General features: G+C 56.8%; 12 protein-coding genes. 5 read left to right on the top strand and 7 right to left on the bottom strand.

Annotated elements, in window-relative coordinates; all coding sequences use genetic code 11:
* Positions 1-6: 6 nt before the first annotated feature.
* The 6 genes from RMR24_RS00455 to RMR24_RS00430 are packed head-to-tail and all read right to left on the bottom strand — an operon-like array spanning position 7 to position 6,924.
* On the bottom strand, positions 7-348 hold the full coding sequence (locus RMR24_RS00455; protein ID WP_310613122.1) for a rhodanese-like domain-containing protein: 342 nt from the start codon (positions 346-348) through the stop codon (positions 7-9).
* A 9-nt stretch (positions 349-357) separates the two neighbouring features.
* On the bottom strand, positions 358-1,014 hold the full coding sequence (locus RMR24_RS00450; RefSeq protein ID WP_310613121.1) for a protein-L-isoaspartate O-methyltransferase: 657 nt from the start codon (positions 1,012-1,014) through the stop codon (positions 358-360).
* 51 nt (positions 1,015-1,065) lie between these two features.
* The gene (locus RMR24_RS00445) at positions 1,066-4,248 is read right to left on the bottom strand and encodes an efflux RND transporter permease subunit (RefSeq protein WP_310613120.1); all 3,183 of its coding nucleotides are present in this window, start codon (positions 4,246-4,248) and stop codon (positions 1,066-1,068) included.
* Positions 4,249-4,263: 15 nt separating this feature from the next.
* Positions 4,264-5,433, bottom strand: coding sequence for an efflux RND transporter periplasmic adaptor subunit (locus RMR24_RS00440; RefSeq protein WP_310613119.1), 1,170 nt, complete (start codon positions 5,431-5,433; stop codon positions 4,264-4,266).
* Complete coding sequence (locus RMR24_RS00435) at positions 5,430-6,095, bottom strand: TetR/AcrR family transcriptional regulator (RefSeq protein WP_310613118.1); 666 nt, start codon at positions 6,093-6,095, stop codon at positions 5,430-5,432. Before RMR24_RS00435 ends, RMR24_RS00440 begins: the two co-directional genes overlap by 4 nt.
* A 55-nt stretch (positions 6,096-6,150) precedes the next feature.
* Positions 6,151-6,924, bottom strand: coding sequence for a YdcF family protein (locus tag RMR24_RS00430; RefSeq protein WP_310613117.1), 774 nt, complete (start codon positions 6,922-6,924; stop codon positions 6,151-6,153).
* A gap of 72 nt (positions 6,925-6,996) precedes the next feature.
* Here RMR24_RS00430 and msrA point away from each other — a divergent pair, with 72 nt between their 5' ends.
* The 3 genes from msrA to RMR24_RS00415 all read left to right on the top strand — a co-directional run bounded on the left by msrA (position 6,997) and on the right by RMR24_RS00415 (position 10,097).
* Positions 6,997-7,554, top strand: a complete 558-nt coding sequence (msrA, locus tag RMR24_RS00425; protein ID WP_310613116.1) for a peptide-methionine (S)-S-oxide reductase MsrA — start codon at positions 6,997-6,999, stop codon at positions 7,552-7,554.
* Positions 7,547-7,915, top strand: coding sequence for a hypothetical protein (locus RMR24_RS00420; protein WP_310613115.1), 369 nt, complete (start codon positions 7,547-7,549; stop codon positions 7,913-7,915). The genes msrA and RMR24_RS00420 overlap by 8 nt, the downstream gene beginning before the upstream one ends.
* Positions 7,916-8,006: 91 nt before the next feature.
* Positions 8,007-10,097, top strand: a complete 2,091-nt coding sequence (locus RMR24_RS00415; protein ID WP_310613114.1) for a TonB-dependent receptor domain-containing protein — start codon at positions 8,007-8,009, stop codon at positions 10,095-10,097.
* 75 nt (positions 10,098-10,172) lie between these two features.
* Here RMR24_RS00415 and pdxH read toward each other — a convergent pair whose 3' ends face one another.
* Positions 10,173-10,811 carry a pyridoxamine 5'-phosphate oxidase gene (pdxH, locus tag RMR24_RS00410; RefSeq protein WP_310613113.1) on the bottom strand — a complete coding sequence of 213 codons (639 nt, stop codon included), beginning with the start codon at positions 10,809-10,811 and terminating at the stop codon, positions 10,173-10,175.
* Between the two features lie 112 nt (positions 10,812-10,923).
* Between pdxH and RMR24_RS00405 the strand changes: the two genes are divergently transcribed.
* The gene (locus RMR24_RS00405) at positions 10,924-11,388 is read left to right on the top strand and encodes a 2Fe-2S iron-sulfur cluster-binding protein (RefSeq protein WP_310613112.1); all 465 of its coding nucleotides are present in this window, start codon (positions 10,924-10,926) and stop codon (positions 11,386-11,388) included.
* Between the two features lie 17 nt (positions 11,389-11,405).
* Positions 11,406-13,556, top strand: a complete 2,151-nt coding sequence (locus tag RMR24_RS00400) for a xanthine dehydrogenase family protein molybdopterin-binding subunit (RefSeq protein WP_310613111.1) — start codon at positions 11,406-11,408, stop codon at positions 13,554-13,556.
* Positions 13,557-13,558 lie beyond the last annotated feature (2 nt).

The raw sequence follows: 13,558 nt of genomic DNA, 5'->3' as shown, positions 1-13,558 counted from the left end.
CAAAAATCAATACGTGGGCACCGAAGCGTCCACTTGTGACGACCAAGCGTTGATGCCGCCAGCGATGTTGGCCACATGGCTAAAGCCTTGTTGCACCAAAAATGCGGCCACTTGCATGCTGCGCCCACCGTGGTGGCACAGAACGGCTATCGGTTGGTCACGGTCTAGCTCAGCGATACGCGGTGGAATGGTGTGCATGGGAATTTTCAACAGTTCAAACCCTTGCGCGGTCACGCAAGCGGTTTGCACTTCCCAGGCTTCACGCACATCCAGCACCACGGCTGCGCCGTTGGGTGCTTGCGAGGCGATCCAGTCTTGCAACTGAGCGGGTTGGACTTGGTCAATCATGCCGCGCTTTCAGAACTTGAAGCGGGTTGGTTCTGTAAAGCCTTGTAAACGTGGGGCCGTGTGGTCCCACAAGGCTTTGCTGTTCCAGGCTGCGTCAGCGGTGCGTGTGAACAGCGTGGCAACCATGACGTGGTCAGTGCCCACAATCGCCAACAAACGACCGCCCATGGACAGTTGTTGCAACAAAGCTTGCGGCACCTCGGCCACAGAGCCGCCGAGCACGATGGCGTCAAAAGGAGCATCGCCCGAAGCGCCGGTGCTGCCGTCTGCCACACGCACATCGACGTTGGTGATGCCCGCGCGCTGCAGGTTGTTGCGGGCGTTGCTGGCCAGCTCTGGGTTGATTTCTAAGCTCACTACGCGTTGGGCGCGGCCTGCCAATAAAGCAGACATGTAGCCGCTGCCAGTGCCGATTTCCAAGACTTTTTCTACGCCTGTGAGTTGCAAGTCGTGCATCAAGCGCGCAGCCACACGGGGAGGTGCCATGAATTCGCCGTGGCTCAAGGGAATTTCGGTATCGGTGTAAGCCAAGGCTTGAAAAGCCTGTGGCACAAACAATTCACGTTGCACGTTAGACAACACGCTCAACACGTGGGCGTCGAGCACTTGCCATGGACGAATTTGTTGTTCGACCATGTTGAAGCGGGCTTGTTCTTGGGTATTCATCTCAAAACTCCGAAATTGTTCAGTTGCGTTCAGTTCGTGCTAACCAAAATTTTAACGGGCGGGGCTGTCAGAGCCTGACGCCCATTTGCGTTTCATCCATTCGGCCAAATCATCCAAATAGCAGTACACCACGGGTACGACTACCAGCGTCAGCAATGACGAGGTAATCACCCCGCCAATCACGGCTTGGCCCATGGGCGCACGTTGTTCGGCGCCCTCAGACAGGGCGAAAGCCAAAGGCACCATACCGAAAATCATGGCCAAGGTGGTCATCAAAATGGGGCGCAAACGCACTTCGGCGGCCAGGAGCAGGGCGTCGTGGCGGCTCAGGCCGGGCTTGACGGAGCCATCCGGCTGCACTTGGGGCTCGCGCGAGCGGATGGCAAAGTCGACCAACAAAATTGCGTTTTTGGTGACCAAACCCATCAGCATGATGACGCCAATGATGGAAAACATCGACAAGCTAGAGCCGAACAACAGCAAGGCCAACACCACGCCAATCAGAGTCAGTGGCAGCGCGGTCATCAAGGCCATGGGCTGCAAGAAGCTTTTGAACTGGCTGGCCAGAATCATGTAAATGAACACGATGGCCAGCACCAAGGCTGAGATGGCGTAGCCAAATGACTCGGCCATGTTTTTGGTAGACCCGCCAAACTGGTAGCGGTAGCCAGGCGGCATTTGGATGCCGTCCAGCACTTGGCGAATGTCGCCAGACACCTCACCCGCCGAGCGGTTGTAGACGTTGGCGTTGATGGCCACTTCGCGCATCAGGTCACGGCGGTTGATTTGGTTGGGACCTGTGCCCTCTACGACTTGGGCCACTTGGTTGAGACGAGCCACGCGGGGGCTGCCGTCGGCGTTGACGCCTAGGGTGAAGGGCAGGCGCTCTAGGTCTTGCATGGCATTGCGGGCGTTGGGTGCCAAGCGCACGTTCACGTCATAAGTTTGGTCGTCTTCGGCTCGCCAGTTGGTCACGGTGGTGCCTGCAACTAATACGCGTAATTGGTTGCCAATCGCGCCCAGCGACAGGCCAAGGTCGTTGGCCGCTTCGCGTTGCACCTGCACCTCGATGGTGGGTTTGTTGGGCTTGACGCTGGAGTCCAAATCGACCAAGCCGGGAATGGTGCGAACTTTTTCCATCACTTGCACCGTCAGGCGTTCGAGCTCGCGCAAATCACCGCCTTGCAGCGAAAACTCCACTTGTTTGTTGCCGCCCACCGCGTCCAGCAAGCCCACATGTGTGACGGTGATGCCAGGCACTTGCAGCAAGCGTTCGCGCAGCGTGGCCGACATTTGGTCCACATTGCGTTGCCGGTTTTTGCGGTCGACCAAGCGGATGTAAAAGCTGGCGTAAATTTTTCCGTTTGCTGCGCCCGTGTTGATGGTGGACAAGGTGTAGCGCACCTCTGGAAACTCGCGAATGATGGCTTCGACTTGTTTGGCTTTGGACTCGGTCACTTCGAGCGATGAGCCCACAGGTGTGTAGAAGCTGACGCTGGTTTCTGAAAAGTCAGCCTTGGGCACAAACTCAGTGCCTAGGAGAGGGACCATGAAGATGCTCAGTGCAAAAGTGCCAATGGCCAAGGAGACCGTGGCACGTTTGTGAATCAGTGACCATTTCAAAATGTGTTGATAGAGCGCGACGAGTTTGTCTGTCGTCGTTTCAAACCAAGCCGTGACGGGGCCAATGGTGCGGTCATAAAACGCGTTGGATTTGCCGTGCTCGCCGTGTGCGTGAATGGTCGGGTCATGCCAAATGGACGACAGCATGGGGTCGAGCGTGAAGCTAACAAACATGGAGATGAGCACTGCCGCCACGATGGTGATGCCAAACTCGTGGAAGAACTTGCCGATGATGCCGCCCATGAAACCAATGGGCAAAAACACCGCCACGATAGACAACGTGGTGGCCAACACAGCCAAGCCAATTTCTTGCGTGCCGTCCATCGCGGCTTGGTAAGGTGTTTTGCCCATTTGCACATGACGCACGATGTTTTCACGCACCACGATGGCGTCATCAATCAACAGGCCCACGCACAGCGACAAAGCCATGAGCGTGATCATGTTGATGGTGAAGCCAAAGATGTACATGAACAAAAACGTGCCAATGATGGCAATGGGCAGTGTGAGGCCTGTGATGACGGTGGAGCGCCACGAGTTCAAAAACAAGAACACGATCAGCACTGTCAGTAGCGCACCTTCAATGAGTGTTTGACGCACATTGGCCACACCCACACGAATGGGGCGTGAGCCGTCTTGCACTTGCTCTAGGCGTAGGCCTGGGGGCAGCTGTGCTTTCATCTCTGCCACGGTTTTGTTCAGGCCATCAATCACGTCGATGGTGTTTTCGTCTTGGGCCTTTTGCACCGTCATCAACAGCGTGCGTTGGCCGTTATAAAGCGCCAAGCTCTCCACTTCTTGTGCGCCGTCGTTCACGGTGGCCACTTGGTTCAAACGAATCGGCGTTGTGTTTTTACGCGCCACAATGATTTGGCCAAAGTCTTCGGGGCGAAGCATGCGGCCTTGAATTTGAATCACACGGTCTTGCTGGAGCGAGCGCAAGCTGCCCACGGGCAAGTCTTGGGTTTCTGTTTTGACAGCGCTCACCACTTGCTCGGCGCTGATGCCGAGGGACTCCATGGCTTGGGGGTTCAGGTACAAATTGATTTCGCGTTTGGTGCCGCCCACCAATGACACCGAGCCCACGCCACGCACGTTCTCGAGGCGTTTTTTCAATACTTGATCAGCCCAGTTGGTCAGCTCGACGGCAGCGAGTGCTTTACCCACCTTAGGTGTTTCGGGCACCACGGCCAGCGACCAAATGGCGCGGCTTGAAGGGTCAAAGCGCAAGACCTTGGGCTCTTTCACATCGGTGCGCAGGGTGGGACGCAGGGCCGCCACCTTTTCGCGCACATCGTCGGCACCTTTGCGGCCATCGATGTGGAGCTGAAACTCAATCACCACTACCGACATGCCTTCGTAGCTGCGCGAGGTGAGGGCGCTGATGCCCGCGATCGAGTTGACGCCTTCTTCAATCTTCTTACTAACTTCGCTCTCCACAATCTCGGGCGAAGCACCCGGGTACTCGGTGGTGATCACCACCACGGGAAAGTCGATGTTGGGAAATTGGTCAATCTTCAAGCGCTGGTAAGAGAACAAGCCCAACACCACAAAGGCGAGCATCACCATGGTCGCGAAGACCGGATTTTTTAAACTGACTTTGGTGAACCACATGCTGGGTCTGTCGCCTTAAGGCGCTGAGCTGGCAGCAGAAGCGGGTGCGGTGTACTTCACCACCATGCCTTCGCGCAGGGCGCCCACATTGCTTTTGAGCACGGTGCTACCTTCATTCAGGCCTGTGATACCCACCATGGTTTCAGACTCGGGTTGAGCCAAGTCCATGCCACGCGCGCCCAGCGTGACGGTCTTGTGCATGACTTGCAACTGTTCACCCACTTGTTCCACCACTTGCACATAGGGCTGCGCGCGGTCGGTGCGTACGGCAGACAAAGGCACTGCCAACACTTGGCTTTTGCCCATCCCCAAAATGCCTTTGGCAAACAGGCCGTGGCGCAAGCCTTGGGCTTTGTCGAGGGTCAAATAAATCAACACACTGCGGCTGCCCGCTTGGGCGCTTGGGCTGATGCGTTTGACCTTGGCACCCAGGGTGTCTTTGCGGTCTTCCACTTGCAGCGCGGCCACTTGACCCACGCGCACGTCCATCGATTCGCTGGGGCTCAGCGGCACCTCAACTTCGAGTTGGCTCAAGTCCACCAGCTCCATAATTTTTGCGTCAATGCCCACCCGCTCGCCCACTTGGGCAGCGCGGCCAGACACGATGCCTGCAAAGGGTGCGCGCAAAGTGGCGTCGTCCAAGGCTTTGTGGGCCACATCGGCCCCGGCGATGGCCGCTTTATAGCTGGCATCTGCGCCAACATAACTTGCCAAAGAGTTATCCATGGCCGCTTTAGAAATGAAACCTTGCTCCACGAGAGATTGGTTGTTGTTCCACTGGCGTCTGGCAATTTCCATTTGCGCTTGGGCAGATTTGGCTTGCTCGGCGGCTTGCTGCCACCGGCGTTGGTATTCGGTGGGGTCGATGCGGGCCAGCACATCGCCGGCTTTCACCGCGTCGCCTTCACGCGCGGCCCCTTCTTTCAACTCACCCGCCACGCGGGCCTTGATGACCGCATAGTTCACCGCTTTGACCGTGCCTGAAATTTCCAAGCCTTGCGTGATGTCTCGCATCTCGGCCTTCAACACATCGCTGGTGGTCAGCTCCACTTGTGTCACGGTTGACGCAGGCGCTGAGGCAGCGGCTTGTTGTGCGCGCTTATTGCTCAGCGAGCGCCACACCCCAGCGGCGAGTGCCAAGACGATGACGCCAATGACGATCCAACGAGGTTTGATGTGTTTCATGTGGTTTTTTTAGCGGTCATGCCGTGGAGCAAAACATCGACTTGCATGTGAATGAATTGTTCGGGGTCCACGATCTTGGCTGATGCCGCGCAGGCCCCCATGGAGTGCTTCCACATCATCAAAAAGATCATGGGCGCAACGATGATGTGAACGGCCTGTTCCAAGTCGATGTCGCGAAATTCGCCACTTTGTACGCCACGCTTCAAGATGCGGCCAATCATGGCATTGCCTGGCTTGATGACTTCTTCTTGGTAAAAAGCTGCGATTTCTGGGAAGTTTTGTGCTTCACTCATCACCAGCTTGGTGATACCGCTGGCGCGTGTTTTGCCAATGCGCTCCCACCACGACACCAAGGCGTAGCGCAGCATGTCTGCGCTGCTGCCCTCAAAGGTGAGGAACTCTTCTTCCCACGTCGGAAACTTCTTGGCGATGTTTTCGCGCACTACCGCTTTGAACAAATCTTCTTTGCTCTCAAAATACAAAAACAACGTGCCCTTGGATACCCCCGCGCGGGCCGCGACTTCGTCCACGCGCGCTGCGGAAAAGCCTTTTTCAACAAACAAGTCCAAAGCCGCGTCCAGCAATTCACCAGGACGCGCTTCTTTACGGCGTTCGCGTTTGGGCGCCGTTTCGTTGTGGTTGATCAGAATTTCAGGGGGCATGTGATACTAATGACTGGTGGGTTATTAATGTATCAGCTTAATTCTTTAGAAGCACTCATGTCAGCAACAGCCCCAGCCATTCACGTATAGCCCAGCCAGAGTCGCGCAGGCCTTTGCCGCTGGGCAGCCATTGCAAAAGAGGTGAAGCATCGCTATTGATATAGCCCATTGGGGCAGGGACAACGCGCAAACCCGCCGCTTCAAATTGACGCACGCTCCGTGGCATGTGCCAAGCGTGGGTGACCAAGGCGATGTGCGTGATCCCATCGTTTTTCAGCAGGGCGGCAGTGAACAACGCGTTTTCGCGCGTGTCACGGGATAGCTTTTCTTGCCAGCGAAGCGAGGGTGCGCCTAATCGGCTCAAAGCCAATGCAGCCACTTCGGCTTCAGACGTTTGCCCGCTTTGCCCCGCCCAACCCACGCCACCGGTGTAGGCCATGGGCAGCTGGGTGGTGCGCGACAAATGCACGCCGTACAGCAAACGTGACATGACATCGGGCGACAACGTGGGGCCGCCGTATTCCAAAGCTTCGTTGTCAACTCCGCCCCCCAACACAACGATGGCTTGCACGTGTTGGTGCTTGAGATCTTCAGGGGTGATGGGGCTGACTTGCGGCAGCAAATGCACCGACAGCCAAATGGCCACAGCCTGGCAACTCAAGAGCCACATCCCCAATGTGGCAAAGCTCGCGAGTGCAACAGGCAGTCGACCCACGCGTGCGCTGCGGCGCCACGCCCACATCAACAAAGCGAACAGAAGCAACAAGCCGCCGGTGGCGGGTAAGACCAGCGTGGTCAGGATGGGTTTGAGAGCGAGCAATGCGTCCATGTTCATTCCAGTGTGCCTAAAAACCAGATGGGCATCTGTGCCTTAGCGCACGCGATCATAGAATCAATGCCTATGACACACACCATGGCACAAGACAGACGCACCCAAATCATCACCTTGGGCGGGGGCTGCTTTTGGTGCACCGAGGCGGTGTTTGTGCGTGTGAATGGCGTGTTGGACGTGGAGTCGGGCTACTGCAACGGCCACACCTCAAAGCCAAGCTATGCCGATGTGTGCACGGGCGACACTGGCCACAACGAGGTGGTGCGCTTGGTATTCGATCCGCAAGTCATCAGCTTGCGTGAGGTGCTGGAAATCTTCTTTGTCATCCACGACCCCACCACCTTGAACCGCCAAGGCAACGACGCAGGCACGCAATACCGCAGCGGTATTTACCTGAGTGACGAAGCCGACCGCGAGGTGGCGCAGCAAGTGTTGGACGAGGTGAATGCCGCACTGTCAGGACGCGTGGTGACCGAGCTGAAAAACTTGGACAACTATTCAGCCGCAGAGGCTTACCACCAAGACTATTTCGAACACAACCCAACCCAAGGCTACTGCGCCTTTGTGGTGGCACCCAAGGTGCAAAAGTTTGTGCAGACCTTTGCTGACAAGGTGCGTCGTGACTAATGCGCAGCGCGGCTTGCGACGTGCGCTGATTCTGCTGCTGACGGCCTTGGTTTTGGTGCAAACGGTGGGCGTGTTGCATCGGGTGGTGCACGCGCAGCAAAGTGCGGGCGTTTTCTCGCACGCGGCGTCCGCTGTGGCGACAGAAGAGGCCAGTTTTTTGGTTGCCATTTGGGGCGATCACAGCAGTTCGGCCGAGTGCCAATTGTTTGACCAAGCCTGCCCCGATTTGCTGCATCTTCCTGTTTGGGCATTGCTTGTATTGGCAGCTGTGCCCACGTGGGTGGCTGCGACGCTCAGTGAGCGCTTTGCGCTGTTCGAGCGTTTTTATGCGGCCCGAGGGCCACCTGCTGTTTTGCTTTAAGCATCCCATCGGCTCACCCAGCGCAATGCGGGTGCGCTGGGTTTCATTGCAAAACACATGGGGCGAAGCACACGCCCTGCAGGAACATCACATGACACACGTTTTTCAGCGCAACGCCCTAGCCGCTGCCGCTTGTTCATTTCTTTCTCTCTGGCTTGGTCATGCTTGTGCACAAACGGCGCACACCGACGATGTCCATCGCTTAGACGAGGTCACCATCACCGCTCGCAACCTAGAAGGTGGCGAATTGTTGGTGCCCGCCCAGCAGATCTCTGGCGCAGCACTCGCGCAGCGCCAAGGCAGCACCTTGGGCGAAACGCTTGACAACTTGCCCGGCATTGCCAACAGCTCATTTGGTCCCAATGTGGGCCGCCCCATCATTCGCGGCATGGACGGCGACCGCATTCGCATCTTGCAAAACAGCGGCGCCAACATGGACGTGTCGGGTCTGAGTAACGACCATGCCGTGCCAATCGACCCCCTTGCCACCGAGCGCATTGAAGTGTTGCGAGGCCCTGCGACCTTGCTGTATGGCGGCAGCGCTATGGGGGGCGTGGTCAACGTGATCGATAACCGCATTGCGCGTGAGCGCAGCTTTGACGCCAAAGGCGGTGTCATTGGTAAAACCGAAGTGCGTGCTGGTGGCGCAGCCAACGAGCGCAGCACGGCTGCGATGGTTGAAGCAGGCAATGACAAAGTGGTGTTGCACGTCGATGCGTTTGACCGCAGCACCAACAACTTGCGTGTGCCCAAAGACATGACGTGCGGCGAAGCTGGCCCGTCAAACGGCCGCCGCGCGTGTAACTCGGGCAGCAACAGCCAAGGCGGCGCGGTGGGCGGCACACTCTTGTTTGACCGTGGCTATTTAGGCTTGTCGACCAGTGAATACCGCTCCACATACGGTACGGTGGCTGAGCCTGAGGTGACCATCGGCATGCTGCGCCGACACCATGTGACGGAGGGTTTGTTGCGTGACGTGGGGGCGTTTCAAGATGTTAAGTTTCAGCTGGGCAATACCCACTACAGCCATACCGAGTTTGCAGGGGTGAATCCAGAATCCACTTTTTCAAACAAAGGTCATGATTTCCGACTAGAGGGTCGCCAGCGCGCCATGCCTTTGAACCAGGGCATGCAGCTCGATGGCACGGTTGGTATTCAGCATGAGCGCAACAACTTGCAAGCCAAAGCTGGAGATGGGACCAACACCCTTTTGCCACCTACGCGCACCAACAGCACAGGGGTGTTCACTTACCAAGCTTTGAAAACTTCTTGGGGGCAGCTCTCTGCGGGGGCTCGCGCTGAAGAGGTGCAAGTGATGGCACTTGAGGACCATCAAGGTAATTTGGCTGGATCAACAAAATTCAATCCGCTCAATTTAGCTTTGGGTGCGCTGTACAACTTGCGCGAGGGTGAAACACAACAGGGTTGGCAGCTCACCACCAACCTCAGTGCCAGCCAACGTGCGCCCAAAGACTACGAGTTGTTTGCGCATGGCGAGCATGCGGCCACGGGTACCTATGAGATAGGCCAATCAAGTCTCAAGTTAGAAAAAGGCACGCAGTTGGATGCGGGAGGTGAGTGGAAGCAAGGGCCACACAAATTTGGAATCACTGGATTTGTTTCAGAGTTCTCCAATTTCATCTCTTTACAAGCGACGAATGCAACTGTGAACCCACCCGAATACACCTTCCAAGGTGTTCGCGCCCGTTTCTATGGCATCGAATCCACCGCCAAGCTACGCATGGTCGCAGGTCAAGAAGCATTGCTGTCGCCCAATGCAGCCCGTGGCTCAATGGACCTCGAGTTGCGTGCCGATGTGGTGCGCGCCAAAGATTTGACGCACGACAGCTTTTTGCCACGCATTGCGCCGATGCGCTTGGGGGCAGATGCCGTGTGGTCTCGTAACGCGTGGGGTGCTCGCTTTGGTTTCATGCATGCGGCGGCTCAAAACCGTGTGCCTGATGGTGGCGTCACCACGGCAGACTACACGCTTTGGAATGCAGGTATCAACTACCACGCCCATACCTACGGTCCGACGCATTGGTTGTTGTTTGCCAAGTTCGACAACATCACCAACAAGCTGGCGTATTCGTCCACGTCGGTGTTAACGCAGACCATGGGCACCAATGCACCGCCTATTGCTGGGCGTAGCTTGAAGGTGGGCGCTCAAGTGAGCTTCTGAGACTCAGAAGCACCAAAAACAAAAGCGGCCTAAGTGCCGCTTTTGTTTTGTGTCGCGTTGTGTGAGGCTGACGATTTATGGGGCAAGTCGTTCGCGTATCCAAGCGCCATCAGTTGTTTGGCGATAACGCAAGCGGTCATGCAAACGGCTCTTGCGGCCTTGCCAAAATTCCCATTGTTCGGGCACCAAACGGTAGCCACCCCAGTGCGGTGGGCGAGGGGGTTGTAACAAAAACTGCGCCGCGTATTTGGCGGCGTTGGTGACCAGCGTGCCCCGCCCCTCAATCACTTGGCTTTGCGGACTGGCCCATGCGCCAATGCGTGAGTCGAGCGGGCGGCTGTTGAAATAGTCGTCACTCTCGGCGTCGCTGACTTTTTCAACACGGCCTTCGATGCGCACCACACGCTCTAGCTCAACCCAATGGAATTGCAAAGCTGCAAACGGGTTGCCCGCCAGTTGCTGGCCTTTGCGGCTGTTGTAGTTGGTGAACCACACAATGCCACGCTCGTCATAGCCTTTGATCAGCACCACGCGTGTGCTGGGCCGCAAATCGCTGCCCACGGTGGCCACGGTCATGGCGTTGGGCTCGGGCACCTCGCCAGAAATGGCCTCTTTGAGCCAGAGGTCGAACTGCTGCATGGGGTCTGCCGCAGAAGCTGACTCGTTGAGTTCGGCGCGTTCGTAACTTTTGCGCAGGTCGGAAATGTGGCTCATGGTGTTTGGCTGTGTCGCAGGTGACAAGTAAAGGGAAAACCCGAAAAGGGGTCTCGTTCATCGTAATAACTTTTCATTGATACTCCACTGTACTTATTTTGAGGAGACGTTGATGAGTGTCGATTTTCAAATCAACGGCAAAGCCGCCAAGGCCAATGCCGAAACAGATACCCCGCTGTTGTGGGTCATTCGCGATGAACTGGGCCTGACGGGTACCAAATTTGGTTGTGGTGCTGCTTTGTGCGGTGCTTGTACCGTGCATGTGGATGGCCAGCCTGTTCGCTCATGCCAGACCCCACTCTCGAGCGTTTCTGGCAAAAAAGTCGCCACTGTCGAGAGCCTCTCCAAAGACAACAGCCACCCCCTGCAAGTGGCGTGGATCAAGCACGACGTGCCTCAGTGCGGCTATTGCCAGTCAGGCCAGTTGATGAGCGCAGCCGCTTTGCTTGCCAAAAACAAGAACCCCAACGACGCTGAAATTGACCAAGCCATGAGTGCCAATCTGTGCCGCTGTGGCACCTACACCCGTGTGCGTGCCGCCATCAAAGATGCCGCAGCCATGATGCGCAAAGCCTGAACCGCCGGAGACACACCATGACACATACACAAACCTCTCGCCGTTCATTCCTCAAAGCATCCGCTGCCGTCACGGGTGGTTTCATGCTCGGCTTTAACCTGCCCGGCACACTTGGCGAAGCCATGGCCGCAGGCACGGTGCACACACCCAACGCATGGGTGCACATTGCCGATAACAACGTCATCACCTTGCTCTCTGCCCGTTCTGAAATGGGTCAAGGCGTTTACACCTCCATGCCCATGTTGATTGCCGAAGAGCTCAACGTGGACATCAGTCAGATCAAAGTGGCTGCTGCGCCTCCCGGTGAGGTTTATATCAACGCCTTGCTAGGCGGGCAGCTCACGGGCGGTTCAACGTCTGTGCGAGAAGGATGGCTCAAGTTGCGTGTAGCAGGTGCACAAGTGCGCGAAATGCTCATCACGGCAGCTGCGGCACGTTGGGCGGTGGACCGCGATTTGGTGCGTGCTGACAAAGGCATGATTTACGGACCCAAGGGTTTGAAGTCCACTTATGGTGAATTGGCCGAAGCTGCTGGACGCATGCCCGTGCCAGAAAATCCACCGATCAAAGACCCCAAGGATTTTAAAATCGTTGGCAAACGCACCAAGCGCCTCGACACACCGGCCAAAGTGAACGGCAAAGCCGAGTTTGGTATTGATGTCAAGTTGCCAGGCATGGTTTACGCCTCGTTGGCGCAGTGCCCCGTGATTGGCGGCAAGGTCAAAAGCTTTGATGGCGCAAAAGCCAAAGCTGTTGCTGGCGTGATTGATGTCGTGCAAATCAGCGACGGCGTAGCTGTGGTGGCCAGCAGCTGGTGGCAAGCCAAAAAAGCCCGCGACTTGTTGACCATTCAGTGGGACGAGGGCGTAGGCGCCACCTTGAGCGATGCCAGTGTGATTGATGGCACACGCCAAGCTTTGAAAACTGGCAAGGTCTTGGAAATTATCAAGCCGCAAGGCGATGTGGCAGCTGCACTCAAAGGCGCGGCCAAAGTGCTGGAAGCCGAGTACGTCATCCCCATGCAAGCACACGCCCCGCTGGAACCCATGAACTTCACGGCCCATGTGCAAGGCAACAAGGCTTTGCTGATTGGCCCCACGCAATTCCAACAAGGCGCACAAGGCGCGGTGGCTGGGGCTTTGGGCCTCAAGCCCGAAGACGTCACACTGCAAACCACCTTCTTGGGCGGTGGTTTTGGTCGTCGTTTAGAGCTGGACTTCATCGTGCAAGCGGCGGAAATTTCAAAGGCGGTCAACAAGCCCGTCAAGCTGCTGTGGACTCGCGAAGACGACATGACGCATGACTTTTACCGTCCTGCTGGTGTCAACCAACTCAAGGCCGGTTTGGATGCGTCAGGCAAGCCCGTGGCAATGCATTTCAAAGTCGCTTCTCAGTCTGTGACACAACGCGCCTTTGGTTTGCCCAAAGACACCATGGATCCCTTCATGGCCGAAGCGGCTGTGGCTGGCTACAACATTGCCAATACCCAACACGACTTGGTGATTCACGACACCGGTATTCGTGTGGGCTACTGGCGTGCCGTGAGCCACAACATGAACGCTTTCGCCAACGAGAGCTTCATGGACGAGCTGGCCAAAGCCGCAGGCAAAGACCCCTACGAATACCGCATGAGCTTGCTTGCCGGTAAACCACGCTTTGCCAACGTGCTCAAACTCGCCGCTGACAAAGCTGGCTGGGGCAAGCCATTGGCCAAAGGCCGTGCATTGGGCATCGCGTTGATGGAAGGCTACGACACCTACATGGCCCAAGTGGCTGAGGTGAGTTTGGACGGCAATGGCGATGTGCAAGTGCACCGCGTCACGGTGGCGGCTGACCTGGGTCACATGGTCAACCCCGATACGGTGGAAGCACAGTTGCAGTCCAGCATCATCTTTGGCATGGGCGCGACGCTCAAGCACCAAATCACCATGGCAAATGGCCGTGTGCAAGAGACCAACTATCACAACTTCCAACCTGTGCGCATGAACGAGGCGCCCAAGATCGACATCGTGTTGGTCAAGAGCACCGAGAAGCCCGGCGGTATTGGCGAGCCAGCCACGGCGGTGGTGGCGCCTGCCATTGCCAACGCGGTGGCCAAGCTCACAGGCAAGCGCGTGCGTCGCCTGCCCATCACGGCCGAAGTGCTCAAGCAAACAGCCGTTGCCTAAAG

This window comes from Limnohabitans sp., assembly GCF_031539105.1.
Taxonomy (GTDB): Bacteria; Pseudomonadota; Gammaproteobacteria; order Burkholderiales; family Burkholderiaceae_C; genus Limnohabitans.
This window is presented reverse-complemented; position numbering and strand designations above follow the sequence as displayed.